This is a genomic window from Lentzea albidocapillata subsp. violacea, assembly GCF_900100275.1.
In the GTDB taxonomy this organism is placed as follows: Bacteria; Actinomycetota; Actinomycetes; order Mycobacteriales; family Pseudonocardiaceae; genus Lentzea; species Lentzea violacea.
The window spans coordinates 927,611-941,828 of sequence record NZ_FNET01000001.1; the positions used below are offsets into that span (position 1 = coordinate 927,611).

The window sequence follows — 14,218 nt, forward strand, 5'->3', positions numbered from 1 at the left end:
ACCAGGTATTACGAACGCGCTCCCACCTTTGTTCCCAAAGTTGAGCTGATGTGACTCAGCTCCCTGTCGGTAAGTGTGATGTCCAGCGATTCCAGCGTTTTCCCGAGGTCTTCTACCTGAGAATTCTCAGGTTTCTCCCCTGGGCGTTCGGCGGTGAACTGCGTGCCGACAAGGCGGCGGCTCAGACCCGGTTCGAGACGCATGACGACGAGCTGGCGGCTGAACGGCGACCGGTCGTGCGTGGCGACGTAGTAGTTGGCGGCCAGGTAGTCGACGGGGCGCTGCTCGATGCCGGTCTCGAACGCGTGCTGCAGGTCCCAGCCGTCCGCCGACTGCTTCTCCAGCACCCAGCGGCCGTCCTCGCGGCGCAGGCGGTGCGGCCATCCGGCCTGGTCCACGATCGCGCCGTCGACCAGCGGCATCGGGTGCAGCATTCCGGCGCCGAACCCGACGTCGACGAGCTGGTCGTCGACGATGGACATGAAGTGCGTGCGCGGCCCGGTCATCACCCGGCTCATCTGCCTGCTGACGGTGTGGCCCAGACGTTCCAGCACGGCCGTGAACAGCAGTTGGTGCTCGTAGCAATAGCCGCCGCGGCGCCGTCCGAGCATCTTGTCCTGGATGTCGCCGAGGTCGAGTGACGGCACGTGGCCGAGCATCACGTCGATGTTCTCGAACGGAATGGCCCGCACATGCGCTTCGTGTAACTCCGTCAGCGAACTCGACGCCGACGTCCCCGTACGTGCGAAGTACGCGCCTAAGTCAACAGATTCCGTCTGCCACATGCCGTTCCCCCTGGGCTCGCTGCCATTCCTCCTTTGTCAGCGCGTACTCGACCTCTCCGTATTCCGCACCGGGCAGCGGATCGGGAAAGCCGGCGTGGAACGTGCGAACGTGCCGCAGCCCGCACTTCTCCAGCACGCGCCGCGATCCGGCGTTGACGAACATCGTGGTGGCGACGACCCGCTGCACATCACCGGCGCTGAAACCGTGTTCGATCAGGGCTTTCCCGCCCTCGGTGGCGTAGCCGAGGCCCCAGAACGCGCGGTGCAGCCGGTAGCCGAGCTCGACCTCGGCCGTGCCCTTGAACTCGAACCAGCCGACGAACCGGCCGGTCGTCTTCTCGACGGCGGCGTGGAAGCCGTCGCCGAGGTAGTACTCGACCGGTGCCGGGTCGAGGTACCGCATGACCTCGGGGTCGGCGTGCAGCGCGCGCAACGAGTCCACGTCGGACCGGCTGAGGGGCCGCAGCGTCAGGCGTTCGGTTTCCACGAGACGATCCTGACGCTGCCGTCCACCGCTTTTACCTGTTTACGACGGGTTCTGTGGCGTGATCGTCTCCAGGACGGTCCCGGCGGCGTCCCGCACGACCACGCGGGCGTCGGGGTGCCGGTCGGACAGCCGCGCCGCCAGTACGAACGTGCCGTCGCCCATGGTGGCGGGCACGTCCGCGGCGCCGGGGCTGGTGTAGGTGATCGACGCCGCGCGGGGGTCGAGGACCAGGCCGACCGCCGCGGCACTGGTGCTGCCGCCGTCGTAGTACTCGCCCTGCTCGTTGACCTTGAACGGCTTGAAGTCGTAGAACGCCGTCATCGCCGCGACGGTCGTGCCGCGGATCTCGGTCAGGTCGTCGAGGTCGTACACCGATCCGGGTGTCGGGTCGTTCTCCGCCTCGCGGCAGTAGAGCAGCAGGTCGCCGAAGCGGCCGGTGATCATCGTGTCGGTGGCGCTGACCTTGGCGGTGAGGCCGTGCGCGAACTGGTCGGCGTCCGGGACCGCCCGGTTTTTCAGGCAGGCGCCGAACCGCGCGGTCTCGGGGGTGTCGCGGGCGGCGGGCGGCAGTGGCCGGTCGACGACGGACGCGGTGGGCCCCGGCACGCCCCGCACGGCGGACTCCTCGCCGTTGACCAGTGCCTTCGTGCCGTTCTCCGCCTTCTGGAACCCGCTGGGCGCGAGGAACAGGCCGTCCACCAGCGCGGGCATCGTGGTGCTCAGCCCGGAGTCGGCGATCTGCGACAGGCTCAGGAACCTGACGTCCGGCGAGACCAGGCCGGCCATCGTGCCGGACGGCGTGGTGAACAGGATCTTCACCTTGCGGCGGCCGGCCTCGATCCGGACCGGGTCCGGCGCGGAGATCGTCGTGGTGGTGGCGGTGTTCGCGCAGAAGAACACGCCGGCCGGAGCGCGGAACGCGGTGAGGACCGTGCCGTTCTTGTGGCCGGTCGCGATCGGCTGCCACTGGCCGGCGGGCGGGTGCTCCTTTGCGGCGGCGGCGCAGCGGGCCAGCGCGTCCGGGGCGACCTTGCCGGTTTCGATGTGGTTGACGAGTTTGCGGTCCTTGCCGACGAACTCGCCGTTGTACTGCATCGGCGGGGCCGCCGTGTCGGCCGAGCTGCCGAGGAGGGCCTGGCTCGCGAAGACCGCTCCGGCGGCGAGCATGCTGACGCCGGCGGCGATCAGGATCGGCCTGCCGGTGCGGGCGGGCGGGCTCATGCCCTCGGACAGGCGCCGGCGGGCCCGCATGCGGACGTCGTCGGGCATGGTGCGGTGCTCAGGCAGCTGGTCGATCATCCGTTGTCCTCGGGGGTCAGGTCGCGCAGCCGGGCGCGGGTGCGGGAGACGCGGGCGCGCACGCTCGACTCGGCGATACCGAGGAGCGCGGCGGCGTCGGCGGTGGACACGTCGCCGAGCAGGCAGAGCTGGGCGATCTCGCGTTCGGAGGCGGGCAGCTTCACGATGGCGGCCACCACCTCGGCGAGCCTGCGCTGGGCGTCGGTGCGGGCGGCGACCTCGTCGGCGTGGTCGCGTTCGTCCTGCGGGGTCAGCTTCGTGACCAGCCGCAACGCTCTGCGTGAGGCCCGCCATTCGGTGCGGGCGCGGTTCGCGGTCACCGTGTAGAGCCACGGCAGCGCCGAGTCGCGCACCAGCTGGGCGTCGCCGCGTTTGCGCCAGGCCGTCAGGAACGTCGCGGAGAGCAGGTCTTCGGCCTGCGACCAGGACGCGGTCAGGCGGTAGGCGTAGTTCCAGACCGCTTCGGCGTGGCGTTCGAACAGCTCGGTGAACGCGGCGTGGTCGCCTTTCGCGATCTGTTCCCAGAGGCGCGTGTCGGGCGGCCCGACGTTCGCGCGCTCGGTCGTCTCAGTCATCACACTCCGCCTGGGGCCGTCACCGGCCAGTGTGCTGCGTGACGCGCGTCACCCGGCGGGGAGGGAGCCGCCCCTCATTCGAGGCGTGCATGGCGCCGATGGCAAGATCTTCGGCGTGCCGATCGAGCAGAAGCAGCCCGGCAATGTCGAGGCGGAGACCCAGGTGTTCGCGAAGATCACGATCCCGGAGCAGGACGCGGCGACGATCCCGGGCGTGTCCCCGGTGACGCCCGCACCCGCGGTGGCCACGCCACCAGCACCCGCGGCTACGGCCGCGGAGAGCAAGAGCAAGTCGCTGACCCGGCGGCTGGCCCGCCGGATCCTCGGCCCGACCTTGATGACGAAGAAATAGGCCCTGCGACAGCTATCGGTCCGGGACCTGCCCCAAGCCTCCGCAGACTCGGCAGGCGGACCGGTCCTCGTTGAGCCCAGAACCAAGGCAACGGCTGCACTCCTTCACAGAAGAAAAGTGTCCGCTTCTACTCCAAGTGGCGGCATCCGCCAAGCAGGGACCCTCCCGGCAATAATGGGTGACCCCCATCGTTCACGCTCGGTGATCAGGCCTGGGTGGACGGACCGGCCGGGATCTCGTTGGCGCGTGCGACATTGCCTGCGACGATGCCTCCGCTGTCCCCGTGCGGGAGCTTCCACCAGCCGGAGCATCCGCGCGGGCACGGGTGCGACATCTCGTGCAGCACAAGGCCTTCGGGACCGGGAACGGGTTGCTGCCACGACATGGTTCCGGACCCCGCGCACAGCAGGCAGGTGTCCTCTTCGCACTCCACACCTGTAAGTACTCCACACGGGACACTTCAGGCAATCGCTGGATCGAGGGGAGATCACCGATGGCAGTCGCGGTCGTGACGGGAGCGGGTTCCGGGGTGGGGCGCGCGGCGGCGCGAACCCTGCTGGGGGCGGGGTTCCAGGTGGCGCTGGCGGGCCGGCGCGAGGACGCGTTGATCGAGACCGGAGAGGGCTTTCCCGACTCGGCTCTCGTGGTGCCGGCCGATGTGTCGCGTGAGGACTCGGTCGTCGCGTTGTTCGAGGCGGTCGTCGCGCGCTTCGGCCGTGTCGACGTGTTGTTCAACAACGCCGGTATGAACGTGCGCGCGACACCGATCGAGGAGTTCAGCCTCAGCGCGTGGGAGAAGGTCGTCGGGGTGAACCTGACGGGCGCCTTCTTGTGTGCCCGTGAGGCGTTCAAGGTGATGAAGACGCACGGCGGTGGCCGGATCATCAACAACGGCTCGATCTCGGCGTCGGTGCCGCGCCCGCACGCGGTGGCGTACAACGCGACCAAGCACGCGATGACGGGGCTGACCAAGTCGTTGTCGCTGGAGGGCCGCGCGTTCGGCATCGCGTGCGGACAGATCGACATCGGCAACGCCGCGACGGAGATGACCGAGCGGATGGGCGCGGGCGTGCTGCAGGCGAACTTCGAGGTCGAGCCGGAGCCGACGTTCGACGTGCGGCACGTGGCCGACGCCGTGCTGTACCAGGCTCAGTTGCCGTTGAACGCCAACGTGCAGTTCATGACCGTGATGGCGACGACGATGCCTTACATCGGGAGGGGTTGAGCTTGGTACAGGCCGCCGCCGCGTTCGAGCAGACCGAGGTCGACGAGGTAGCGGCGGATGGTGACGTGGTCGACCTCTCCCCCGTCGCACCACGCCACGAGCCGCTCGTTGATCTCCTTCTCCTCGTAGTAGGTCTGCGCGGTGAAGGCGTGCGCGGCGACGTGTTCGAGGATCTTGCGGCGGCGGTCGTGCGCGACCGGCAGTGAGATGAGCTTGTCGCCCCGGATGAACGGCGCGAGCCCGTCCGCGGGCATCGCCTCGGTGAGCGTCGCCGCGAGTGGTTTGAGATCGGCGGGCCGGGCCGGTTCCCCTTCGACCAGCCCGGCCTCGCGGAGCTTGCTCAGCGCGGTGCCGGCGTCCTTGACCTTCAGCCCGGACGCGGCGGCGATGTCGGCCAGGGTGCCCGCGCCGAGGACGACGGCGGAGAAGGCGCGCAGCCTCGCGGGTTCGGCCAAGGCGCGCACGACGGATTCCGGAGTGGTCATGTCTGCGAACCTAACGCCGAAGTCCACCCGTTTTCAGCGAGCGGCGGACCCCTGCCACTCCTCGCTCATCGGCCCACCATGCCTTCGGCCATGACGTCGCCGAGGTAGCCCTCGAAGTCCGGCGTGTCCGGTTCCAGCACGTGCCGCACCCACGCCGTGCGTTCGTGGGCGAGCGGCGGAAGCTCCCAGACGCAGCCGATGAGGTCCTTCGGGATGACGGTGAAGCGCGTGAGGTCCGGGTCGGTCGAGCCGAGGAACGGCTGGTCGCCGGACACGGCGGTGCGGCAGTGCAGGACGTTGTCCCAGACCCAGTTGTAGGCGTTGAGGTACATGCCCGCCGCGCTGCGGTGCAGGACCGTCACGGTCGCGGGCGGGGTCGGGTCCTCGAAGTCCGGGTAGATCTTCGGCAGGAACGCGTAGGCGGCGTCGCGGATGTCGTCGGTGATCTCCAGCCCCGGCGTGACCACCTCGTAGCGCTTGACGTGCCTGCCGGCGACGACCAGCGGTTCCTTGACCGCCAGCTCCTTCTCGTAGAAAGCCATGGGGTCGAACATATGAACTAACCCTGACAGGGTGTGTCAGTGTATGGCGCGTGCGCGCGAGTCGATTGGTGTCGTTGTTGCTCCTGCTGCAGAGCAAGGGGCGGATGACGGCGCAGGCGCTGGCCGACGAGCTGGAGGTGTCGGTCCGCACGATCTACCGGGACGTGGAGTCGCTGCACGCCGCCGGGGTGCCGCTGTACGGCGACGCGGGCCCGTCCGGCGGCTACCAGCTGCTCGACGGCTACCGCACCCGGTTGACCGGTCTGACCGAGCAGGAGGCGGAGTCGCTGTTCCTGGCCGGCCTGCCGGGGCCGGCGGCGGAGCTGGGCCTCGGGGACGCCGTCGCGGCGACGCAGCTCAAGCTGATGGCGGCGCTGCCGTCGCCGATGCGCGACCGGGCCTCGCGGATGGCCAAGCGGTTCCACCTCGACGCCCCCGCCTGGTACTACGACCCGGAGCGTTCGCCGTTCCTGGGGCTCGTGGCCGACGCGGTGTGGCGGGAGCGGCTGCTGGAGGTCAGCTACCGGCGGTGGCGCGCGCCCGAGGACGTGACGCGCGTGCTGCGGCCGCTGGGACTCGTGCTCAAGGCCGGGCGCTGGTATTTGGTCGCGCAGGGGGCCACGCGGATCTCCACGTACCGGGTGTCGCAGATCCAGTCGGCCACCGTGTCGGAGGAGTCGTTCTCGCGGCCGGAGGGGTTCGACCTCGCGGCGCACTGGGCGGCGTCGCTGGAGGACTTCCAGGCGCGGCAGTACACGGGTTCGGCGGTGATCAGGCTCTCGCCCGCCGGCTGGGAGGCGTTCGGGTCGCACGTGCTGCCGGTCGTGGCGCGGGCGGCGGAGGAGTCCGTTGTGGACGACGACGGTTTCTTCGTGGCGACGATCCCGATCGAGTCGGTCGCGCACGCGACCGGGATGCTGCTGCGGCTGGGCGGCGAGGTCGAGGTGCTGGAGCCCGAGGAGCTGCGGAAGCAGATCGCGGCCTCGGTGCGCCGGCTGGCGTCGATTTACCTGTGAACTGGGATTCACGCGGTTACTTCTGTGAGCGTCGAAGCCGGGTGGCAGCGGCTACGACCGGGCTGAGCGCGGCGGTGGCCACGGCGCCGAGGGTGGTGTCGGTGGCCAGGATCAGCCGGACGGTCTTCATGGCCGCGGTGAGGACCTCACCGCCACGCTGACGCAGCTGTGCTTCGTAGCGGCCGATCGCGTCGGTGATGGCCGTGGTGCCGTCGAGCTGGGCGAGCAGGTCGGCGGCGTCCTGGATGGCCGCGCCGGCGCCCATGCCCGCGGTGGGTGGTGTGGCGTGCACGGCGTCACCGAGCGCGGTGATGCGGCCCGCGGCCCAGGGTGTGAGGTCGGCGGCGCGGGTCGACGCGGCGTTGAACCGGAACGCGGCGACGCTGCCGGGATCGGTGCGCGCGATGACCTCCAGCGTGTGGCCGGCCCACCGGTGCTCTCGGAACCGGTCGAGCAGAGCGGTGCGCAGCGCGGTGCCGTGCAGGTCCCGCAGGAAGTCGGTCCGGGCGGATTCGGGGAACATCGCTCCCCAGATGTAGGTCGGGCCGGTGGTGATCGACGTGCTCAGCTCGGGGGCGTCGAGCGCGGCGTTGCCGACCGGGTCGAGGAACCCGACGTAGAGCGCGGCGCCCCGCGGGCCGATCGCCATGGACGAGCGTGTTCCGAGCCGGTGCCGCTCGGCGGCGGTGAGGCCGGCCCGCGGGGTGCGGCCGGAGAATCCGATGATGCCGGCCGGGTGGCTGGTCGGGCCTGCCGCCAGGTAGCGCGCCACGACCGAGTGGGTTCCGTCGGCGCCGACCACCAGGTCCGCGGTGACCGAAGTGCCGTCGGCGAACATGACCCGCGGCATGCCGTGTTCGTCGACGGCGATACCCGACACGGCCCGCCCGAGGTGGAGGTCCTCGCCGGCGGCCTCCGCCAGCAGCGTGCGCAGGGTGATGCGGTCGACGTCGATGCTCGCGCTGCCGGACAGGTCCGGGCCGTGTCCGAGCACGCGGCCGCGGTAGTCCCAGAACATGTCACGGTCCCGCAGGCGCAGCGCCGAGCTCGAAGCCAGCAGCCGACGCATGATCTCCGGTGCCACCAGCCGCCGCAGCGCCGACTGGGCTCGCTCGTCGAGGGTGATGTGGTAGCCGCCGGTCGCGGCGACGTCGGTGTCGCGGTCGAACACCGTCACCTCATGGCCGCTGCGGCGCGCTCCCGCTGCCAGAGCGAGTCCGCCGATCCCTCCACCTACCACGACAACGCGCATGCTCAACTGCCTTTCCGTCACCTTTGCTGGTGACGCAGACGGTGCCAGCGGTAGTGGACACGGGATGGCCAGTACCGCTGGCACGATGAGGCAATGGCGAGTACGTCACACCGGGCGCTGCAACTGCTGTCCCTGCTCGGCTCGCGCCGGACGTGGCGGCTGCGGGATCTCGCCGCCCGCCTCACAGTCAGCGAACGCACCGTGCGACGCGACCTGGACACCTTGCGCGAACTCGGCTACCCGGTCCTGACCGTCCGCGGCCCCGACGGCGGTTACCGGCTCGGCACCGGACACGCCCTGCCACCCCTGCTGTTCGACCACGACCAGGCACTCGCGATCGCCATCGCGCTGCAGACCGCACCCAGCTCGGTGTTCGGCCTGCAGGACGACACCGCCAGAGCCCTGGCCACCGTGCAGCAAGCCATGCCCGACACGCTCCGCGCCGCCATGGAATCCCTGCGCCTGACCAGGCTGCGCAACTACTGGGAGTTCCCCGCGCCCCCGATCGACCCCGCCGCGCTCACCACCGTCGGCGCCGCCGTGCGCCTGCGCCGAGTTCTCGTCACCGAGGTCCTGCGCCCGGACGGGACGCGCGCCGCCCCCGGCGAGGCGGACTTCGCGGCAGCTCGCCGGCTCGAGCCCCACCATCTCGTGGTGTGGGCGGGCCGGTGGTACCTCGTCGCCTACGACCTCGAGGACCGGCACTGGCGCGTACTTCGGGTGGACCGGCTGCACCCGCAGCACACCACCCGCGCCTTCGCACCCCGCGAACCCCCTGGTGACGACCTCGCGCACTTCGTCATGAGCAGCCACGACCGCGGCGACACCCTCGCGGCCTGGCCGTGCACCGGCAGCGCCCGCCTCGACCTGCCCGCGCACGTCGTGGCCCGCTGGGCACCCGGCGGCTCTGTCGTCGAACACCTCGACGCCGGCCACTGCCGCCTCACCCTCGGCGCCTGGTCCTGGGCCGGGATCGCCGGAATCCTCGCCACCTTCGACACCGGCCTCACCGACCTGCAGCCACCGGAACTCCTGCGGGCCTGCCGTCACATCGCTCGTCGCTATGCCGGCATCCGAACCCACCGGCTCAACGCTGACGAGCCAACTCGCGGTCGTGCGCGCGCCGCAACACCAACTGCGCGACCAACGCCCCCACCAGGGCCATGAACATGTCCCACTGCGTGTCCCACACATCGCCCTGGGTGCCGAGGAACTCGTCCGCGCCCGAGCCGGCGACCACGGCCGCCAGCCACTCGCCCAGTTCGTAGGTCGCGCTGAAGGCCAGGCACACGCAGACGACGAGGAAGAACAGCCACCCACCGGGCCGCAGCGGTGTCCGGCGCAGCAGGATCTCGCGGGCGAGCACGGCGGGCACGAACCCCTGCACGAAGTGGGCGAACCGGTCGTAGTGGTTGCGCGCGAGGTCGAACCAGTCCTGCACCCAGAACCCGGCCGGCACGCGCGCGTAGGTGTAGTGGCCGCCCAGGATGAGCACCAGTGCGTGCAGGAAGATCAGCCGGTACAGCAGCGGGGTCAGTGGGAACCGCCGGTACGTCGCCACCAGCAGCGCCCCGGCGAGGACGACGGGGGCCACTTCGAGGTACCAGGTGGCCCGGTCGTGGGGGCTGATGCCCGACGCGACCAGGGCCATGGCCGTCAGTCCCAGCAGGATCAGCGGGTCGAGAAGGCGTTTGTCATAGCTCACGGATCACCTTGCAGGGATTGCCGACGGCCAGGACGCGCGGCGGGATGTCGCGCGTGACGACGCTACCGGCTCCGATGACCGAGTTGTCGCCAATGGTGACGCCGGCGCAGACGATGACGCCGCCGCCGAGCCACACGTTGTCTCCGATGGTAATGGGGGCGGCGGACTCGTAGCGCCGGCGGCGGGCCTCGTGGTCCTCGATGGGGTGCAGGGCGGTGAGCAGTTGCGCTCGGGGGCCGATGGAGACGTCGTCGCCGATGGTGATGGTGGCGCAGTCCATGAGGATGGCGTCGTAGTTGAGGAAGCTGTTGGCGCCCATGTGGATCTGGTAGCCGTAGTCGCACTGGAACCGCGGCATGACCCACGAGCCCTCGCCGAGTGAGCCGAAGAGCTTTGCGATGACGTCGCCGGAGCGGGTGGCGTTGAACTCGTCCACGAGCCGCTGGGCAGTTTGGCGTTCGGCGGCGAGTTCGGGGTCGGAGTCCTGGTAGAGCTCGCCGGCCATCATCTTCTGCTTCTCGGTGATCACCCTTCGAGAGTGCCCGAACGCAGCAGCGCGCGTGCCCGGGACGCGGCGATCTCCATCAGTGCCACGATGTCCGCCGCCTCGAAACCAGGCGGCGGTTCAACGGCGAGCACCACAGGTGTGGTGGTCGGCAGCGCAGGACGAGGGGGCAGCTGACCTGCCGGTTCGACGGAAACCACCACAGGTGTTCTGGTGCCGACGGGGCCGGCGACGCGCCGGCGCAGGGCGTCGAGGAGTTCCTGTTCCGGTTTTCCCTTGAGCAGCAGCAGGACGAACGGGTCGGCGTCGAGCAGCCAGCCGACCTGCAGGGCGAGGGCGGCGGCGTGGCGGCACGGGAGTTCCCAGCCGTCGCAGTCGCAGTCGGGTTCGAGGTCGCCGATGCCGGGCAGCAGGTCCACTCCGGACTCTTCGGCGGCGAGGACGAGGTCGCGTGGCATGTCGTTGTCCAGCAGTGCGGCGATGTGGCCGGCGTGTTCGGCGACGCGGTCGAGGAACCGTCCCCATTGGACCTCGGTGAGCATCGGGAGGCTGACGGTGGTGCTGTAGACGGTGTCGTCGTCGTGGACCTGGGCGTGCAGGCGGCCGGGGCTGACGGTGATCGGGCCGACGACGCCGGCGTGGGCGTAGCGGCGGCCCAGGCGGATCAGGCCGCTGTCGAGTGCGGTGTCGGACAACGCCTTCACCCAGGCCTTGCCCCACCAGGTGGCGGCGACGCGGCGGGTCACCTTGGGGAAGGCGGCGAATCCGCGGGCGGTCACTGTGCGCTCCTGAGTTGGACGAGCTCGGCCAGTTCGGCGTCGGTGAGTTCGGTGAACGCGGACTCTCCGCCGTGCAGGACGGCGTCGGCGAGGTCGCGCTTGTCCTGCAGGAGCGCGGCGATGCGTTCCTCGACGGTGCCCTCGGTGACGAGCTTGTGCACCTGCACGGGCCTGGTCTGGCCGATGCGGTAGGCGCGGTCGGTGGCCTGGTCCTCGACGGCGGGGTTCCACCAGCGGTCGAAGTGGATGACGTGGTCGGCGCGGGTGAGGTTGAGGCCGGTGCCGGCGGCTTTGAGCGAGAGCAGGAACACGGGTGCGCGGCCGTTCTGGAAGTCGTCGACCATCTTCTCGCGCTGGGGCACGGGGGTGCCGCCGTGCAGGAACCGCGTGGGCTGCGTGATGTGCTGCTCCAGCAGCCGGGCCATGCCGACGTACTGGGTGAAGATCAGCGCCGAGCCGTCCTCGGCGACGATCGTGGCGAGCAGTTCGTCGAGCAGGTCGAGCTTGCCGGAGGTGCCCTTCAGCGTGGGGTGGCCGAGGTAGTGCGACGGGTGGTTGCAGATCTGCTTGAGCCCGGTCAGCAGTTTGAGCACGAGGCCGCGCCGGGCCATGCCGTCGCTCGACGCGATCTGCTCGAGGGTCTCCCTGGTCAGCGCCTCGTACAACGCCGCCTGCTCCACGCTGAGCGAGACATAGCGGTCGGTCTCGGTCTTGGCGGGCAGTTCGGGGGCGACGCCGGGGTCGGACTTGCGGCGGCGCAGCAGGAACGGCCGCACGACCTTGGCGAGCGTGTCGTCGGGTTGCGGCCAGCGGGTGCGGAACGCGCGGTGCGTGCCGAGCAGGCCCGGTGTCGTCCAGTCCAGAATGGACCACAGTTCCGACAGCGAGTTCTCGACCGGGGTGCCCGACAACGCGACGCGCGCGCCGGCGGGGATCGAGCGCAGTGCCTTGGCGGTGCCGGAGTGCGGGTTCTTGACGTGCTGGGCCTCGTCGGCGACGACCATGCCCCACGGGTGCGCGCGCAACGCCTCGGCGTCCAGGCGCATGGTGCCGTAGGTGGTGAGCACGACGCCTGCGGAGGCGAGGGTCCGTTGTGGACCGTGGTAGCGGGTGACGGGTGTGCCGGGGGCGAAGCGGTGGATCTCGCGTTCCCAGTTGCCCAGCAGCGAGGCCGGGCAGACGACGAGCGTCGGCTGGTCGTGGCGGCGGTGCAGGTGCAGGGCGATGAGCGTGATGGTCTTGCCCAGGCCCATGTCGTCGGCGAGGCAGGCGCCGAGTCCGAGGCCGGTCATGTGGGCGAGCCAGCGCAGTCCGTGCAGCTGGTAGTCGCGCAGCCGCGCCTGCAACGCCGCGGGCTGCGGGAACTGCGGGATGGTCGTGACGGCCGTGGTGAGGCTGTGCGGGGCGACCTCGACGTGGTCGCCGCCGATGATCGCCACGCCGGTGAGGGCGGCGGTGACGGCCTGGGCCGCGGTGATGGGTTCGAGTCGTTGCCGGGCCCTGCGGCGCAGCTTCGGGTCGATCAGCACCCACTGGTCGCGCAGCTTCACGATCGGCCGGGACGCCTCGGCGACGAGGTCCATCTCGGCGTCGGTGAGCTGCGAGTCGCCGAGCGCGATGCGCCAGTCGAACGAGAGCAGGTCGCCTGCCCGCAGGGGGCCGCTCGGTTCGCCGATGACGGCCTTCGCGGACAGGTTCGTGGCGAGGTCGCGCGGCCAGTGGACCTCGATGCCGGTGCCGAGCAGTTCGCCGACCTCGTCGTCGGTGAGGTCGGCCTGGTCGAGCAGGCGCTGCAGCGGCGGCCAGTCGACGCGGGCCATCGCGCGGATGGCGTCGAGCTCACGGCCGGAGCCGCGCACGTCGCGCGGGTAGGGGTCGGTGACGGCGCGGACCTGCACGATCGCGCGGAACCGCAGGTCGTCGGTGGTCTCGATGCGCAGGGACAGGGTGATCTGCTCGTCGGCCCACGTCTTGAGCCCGGAGACGTCACAGGCGTCGGCGCCGGCGAACGGCCCTGTGCCGGTGCGGGGCAGTGTGTCGGCGACGGCGTCGAGGAACTGGCGGAGCAGGTCGTAGTCGCCGTGCGCGGCGAGCTGGCGCAGGTGCAGCTCGTCGGCGTGGTCGAGCGGTCCGACGCGCCAGGTGTCGTGGCCCCCGGCCGTCACGCCGGGCACGATCCGGCCGCGGGCGACGAGGGTGAGCGCGGTCGCGGCGGCCACCGCCCAGTAGTCGTCGCCGGACAGCACCTCGGGTAAGGCTTCGAGCAGGGGCTTTCCGTGAAGCTGGCCGAATCTGGGCGGGTCGGCAGGCACGAACATACTCTGTACCGTACACCATACGGTACGGTAGTGTCGGGTTCGTGATCGAACACACGGGCAGCGGTGACCCGGCGCGGACGCTGGCGTTGCTGTGGCGCACCCAGGAACGCGTGTCACGCAAGGGCAAGCCGGACCTGAGCGTGGACCGCATCGTGCGGGCCGGCATCGCGCTGGCCGACGCCGACGGGCTCAGGGCGCTGTCGATGCGGCGCGTGGCGGAGTCGCTGGGCGTGGGGACGATGTCGCTCTACACCTATGTGCCGGGCAAGGGCGAGCTGATCGACGTCATGGTCGACACGGTGCAGGCCGCGACCGGGCGGGAACCCGCCGAGGGCTGGCGCGCGCACCTCGCCTACGTGGCGCGGGAGAACCTGGCCCTCTATCGGCGGCATCCGTGGTTGCTGCAGGTGGCGCCGTCGCGCACGGTGCTGGGCCCGCAGGTGGCGGCGAAGTACGACTTCGAGCTGCGCGGGCTGGACGGCATCGGCCTGTCGGACGTGGAGATGGACTCGGTGCTCGAACTGGTGCTCGGGCACGTGCAGAACTCGGCACGCGGGCTGACGGCGGCGGCGGTGACCGAGAAGGAGACCGGGCTGACCGACCAGCAGTGGTGGGACGCGGCGGCGCCGGTGCTGATGACCGTGTTCGACCCGGCCCGCTACCCGGTGGCGGCGCGCGTGGGCGGCGCCGTCGGGCAGGCGCACCAGAGCGCGTTCAGCCCGGAGCACTCGTTCGAGTTCGGCCTGGAGAGGATCCTGGACGGGGTCGATCGGCTGATCGAGTCGCGTGCGCGGTAACTCCTGAGTGACACCTGCCGGGGATGCGCCGTTAATTCCCACGCGGTGCCATCGAGGTGCCTACAGTTACGCCACGCCGATCAACTTCACCGCTGG

Annotated in this window: 17 protein-coding genes; 5 read left to right on the plus strand and 12 right to left on the minus strand. The window is 70.5% G+C overall.

Annotated features, from left to right (window positions below):
* Positions 1-8 precede the first annotated feature (8 nt).
* Genes BLR21_RS04110 through BLR21_RS04125 form a run of 4 tightly spaced genes read right to left on the minus strand, consistent with a single transcriptional unit; the run spans position 9 to position 3,146 of the window.
* Positions 9-785 carry an arylamine N-acetyltransferase family protein gene (locus tag BLR21_RS04110; protein ID WP_090004231.1) on the minus strand — a complete coding sequence of 259 codons (777 nt, stop codon included), beginning with the start codon at positions 783-785 and terminating at the stop codon, positions 9-11.
* The gene (locus tag BLR21_RS04115) at positions 763-1,272 is read right to left on the minus strand and encodes a GNAT family N-acetyltransferase (protein WP_090004232.1); all 510 of its coding nucleotides are present in this window, start codon (positions 1,270-1,272) and stop codon (positions 763-765) included. Before BLR21_RS04115 ends, BLR21_RS04110 begins: the two co-directional genes overlap by 23 nt.
* A gap of 39 nt (positions 1,273-1,311) precedes the next feature.
* Positions 1,312-2,571: a hypothetical protein gene (locus BLR21_RS04120; RefSeq protein ID WP_090004233.1), complete on the minus strand. Its 1,260-nt coding sequence runs from the start codon at positions 2,569-2,571 to the stop codon at positions 1,312-1,314.
* Positions 2,568-3,146, minus strand: coding sequence for an RNA polymerase sigma factor (locus BLR21_RS04125; protein WP_090004234.1), 579 nt, complete (start codon positions 3,144-3,146; stop codon positions 2,568-2,570). Before BLR21_RS04125 ends, BLR21_RS04120 begins: the two co-directional genes overlap by 4 nt.
* 85 nt (positions 3,147-3,231) lie before the next feature.
* Here BLR21_RS04125 and BLR21_RS04130 point away from each other — a divergent pair, with 85 nt between their 5' ends.
* Positions 3,232-3,498 (plus strand): hypothetical protein, encoded by a 267-nt coding sequence (locus BLR21_RS04130; RefSeq protein WP_090004235.1) that lies wholly within the window; start codon positions 3,232-3,234, stop codon positions 3,496-3,498.
* Positions 3,499-3,703: 205 nt separating this feature from the next.
* On the opposite strand, the gene BLR21_RS04135 is transcribed toward BLR21_RS04130, so the two are convergent.
* On the minus strand, positions 3,704-3,931 hold the full coding sequence (locus tag BLR21_RS04135) for a hypothetical protein (RefSeq protein ID WP_143027592.1): 228 nt from the start codon (positions 3,929-3,931) through the stop codon (positions 3,704-3,706).
* Positions 3,932-3,991: 60 nt separating this feature from the next.
* On the opposite strand from BLR21_RS04135, the gene BLR21_RS04140 reads away from it, so the two are divergent.
* Complete coding sequence (locus BLR21_RS04140; RefSeq protein WP_090004237.1) at positions 3,992-4,723, plus strand: SDR family oxidoreductase; 732 nt, start codon at positions 3,992-3,994, stop codon at positions 4,721-4,723.
* Here BLR21_RS04140 and BLR21_RS04145 read toward each other — a convergent pair.
* Together BLR21_RS04145 and BLR21_RS04150 are read right to left on the minus strand one after the other, a co-directional pair.
* Positions 4,705-5,208, minus strand: coding sequence for a DUF2087 domain-containing protein (locus tag BLR21_RS04145; protein ID WP_090004238.1), 504 nt, complete (start codon positions 5,206-5,208; stop codon positions 4,705-4,707). The genes BLR21_RS04140 and BLR21_RS04145 overlap by 19 nt on opposite strands.
* A 65-nt stretch (positions 5,209-5,273) precedes the next feature.
* On the minus strand, positions 5,274-5,750 hold the full coding sequence (locus tag BLR21_RS04150) for a hypothetical protein (protein WP_090004515.1): 477 nt from the start codon (positions 5,748-5,750) through the stop codon (positions 5,274-5,276).
* A 50-nt stretch (positions 5,751-5,800) separates the two neighbouring features.
* On the opposite strand from BLR21_RS04150, the gene BLR21_RS04155 reads away from it, so the two are divergent.
* On the plus strand, positions 5,801-6,766 hold the full coding sequence (locus BLR21_RS04155) for a helix-turn-helix transcriptional regulator (protein ID WP_090004239.1): 966 nt from the start codon (positions 5,801-5,803) through the stop codon (positions 6,764-6,766).
* Between the two features lie 16 nt (positions 6,767-6,782).
* Here the strand turns inward: BLR21_RS04155 and BLR21_RS04160 are convergent, their stop codons facing one another.
* The gene (locus tag BLR21_RS04160) at positions 6,783-8,018 is read right to left on the minus strand and encodes an FAD-dependent oxidoreductase (RefSeq protein ID WP_090004240.1); all 1,236 of its coding nucleotides are present in this window, start codon (positions 8,016-8,018) and stop codon (positions 6,783-6,785) included.
* 93 nt (positions 8,019-8,111) lie between these two features.
* On the opposite strand from BLR21_RS04160, the gene BLR21_RS04165 reads away from it, so the two are divergent.
* Positions 8,112-9,185, plus strand: coding sequence for a helix-turn-helix transcriptional regulator (locus BLR21_RS04165; protein ID WP_090004241.1), 1,074 nt, complete (start codon positions 8,112-8,114; stop codon positions 9,183-9,185).
* On the opposite strand, the gene BLR21_RS04170 is transcribed toward BLR21_RS04165, so the two are convergent.
* The 4 genes from BLR21_RS04170 to BLR21_RS04185 are packed head-to-tail and all read right to left on the minus strand — an operon-like array spanning position 9,106 to position 13,325.
* Positions 9,106-9,723 carry a DUF2238 domain-containing protein gene (locus BLR21_RS04170; RefSeq protein WP_256334445.1) on the minus strand — a complete coding sequence of 206 codons (618 nt, stop codon included), beginning with the start codon at positions 9,721-9,723 and terminating at the stop codon, positions 9,106-9,108. The two genes, BLR21_RS04165 and BLR21_RS04170, sit on opposite strands and share 80 nt — an antisense overlap.
* Positions 9,713-10,231 carry a sugar O-acetyltransferase gene (locus tag BLR21_RS04175; RefSeq protein ID WP_176929479.1) on the minus strand — a complete coding sequence of 173 codons (519 nt, stop codon included), beginning with the start codon at positions 10,229-10,231 and terminating at the stop codon, positions 9,713-9,715. Before BLR21_RS04175 ends, BLR21_RS04170 begins: the two co-directional genes overlap by 11 nt.
* A 17-nt stretch (positions 10,232-10,248) precedes the next feature.
* A complete protein-coding gene (locus tag BLR21_RS04180) occupies positions 10,249-11,007 on the minus strand; it encodes an SWIM zinc finger family protein (RefSeq protein WP_090004243.1) in 759 nt (252 codons plus the stop codon).
* Positions 11,004-13,325, minus strand: coding sequence for a DEAD/DEAH box helicase (locus BLR21_RS04185; RefSeq protein ID WP_090004244.1), 2,322 nt, complete (start codon positions 13,323-13,325; stop codon positions 11,004-11,006). The genes BLR21_RS04180 and BLR21_RS04185 overlap by 4 nt, the downstream gene beginning before the upstream one ends.
* Before the next feature lie 41 nt (positions 13,326-13,366).
* Here BLR21_RS04185 and BLR21_RS04190 point away from each other — a divergent pair, with 41 nt between their 5' ends.
* Positions 13,367-14,122, plus strand: a complete 756-nt coding sequence (locus BLR21_RS04190; protein WP_218130727.1) for a TetR/AcrR family transcriptional regulator — start codon at positions 13,367-13,369, stop codon at positions 14,120-14,122.
* Positions 14,123-14,218: the final 96 nt, after the last annotated feature.

Coding starts and splice junctions, on each gene's coding strand:
- BLR21_RS04110 (WP_090004231.1), bottom strand. CDS start 785: ATGTGGCAGACGGAATCTGTTGACTTAGGCGCGTACTTCGCACGTACG.
- BLR21_RS04120 (WP_090004233.1), bottom strand. CDS start 2,571: ATGATCGACCAGCTGCCTGAGCACCGCACCATGCCCGACGACGTCCGC.
- BLR21_RS04125 (WP_090004234.1), bottom strand. CDS start 3,146: ATGACTGAGACGACCGAGCGCGCGAACGTCGGGCCGCCCGACACGCGC.
- BLR21_RS04140 (WP_090004237.1), top strand. CDS start 3,992: ATGGCAGTCGCGGTCGTGACGGGAGCGGGTTCCGGGGTGGGGCGCGCG.
- BLR21_RS04145 (WP_090004238.1), bottom strand. CDS start 5,208: ATGACCACTCCGGAATCCGTCGTGCGCGCCTTGGCCGAACCCGCGAGG.
- BLR21_RS04150 (WP_090004515.1), bottom strand. CDS start 5,750: ATGGCTTTCTACGAGAAGGAGCTGGCGGTCAAGGAACCGCTGGTCGTC.
- BLR21_RS04160 (WP_090004240.1), bottom strand. CDS start 8,018: ATGCGCGTTGTCGTGGTAGGTGGAGGGATCGGCGGACTCGCTCTGGCA.
- BLR21_RS04165 (WP_090004241.1), top strand. CDS start 8,112: ATGGCGAGTACGTCACACCGGGCGCTGCAACTGCTGTCCCTGCTCGGC.
- BLR21_RS04175 (WP_176929479.1), bottom strand. CDS start 10,231: ATGATGGCCGGCGAGCTCTACCAGGACTCCGACCCCGAACTCGCCGCC.
- BLR21_RS04185 (WP_090004244.1), bottom strand. CDS start 13,325: ATGTTCGTGCCTGCCGACCCGCCCAGATTCGGCCAGCTTCACGGAAAG.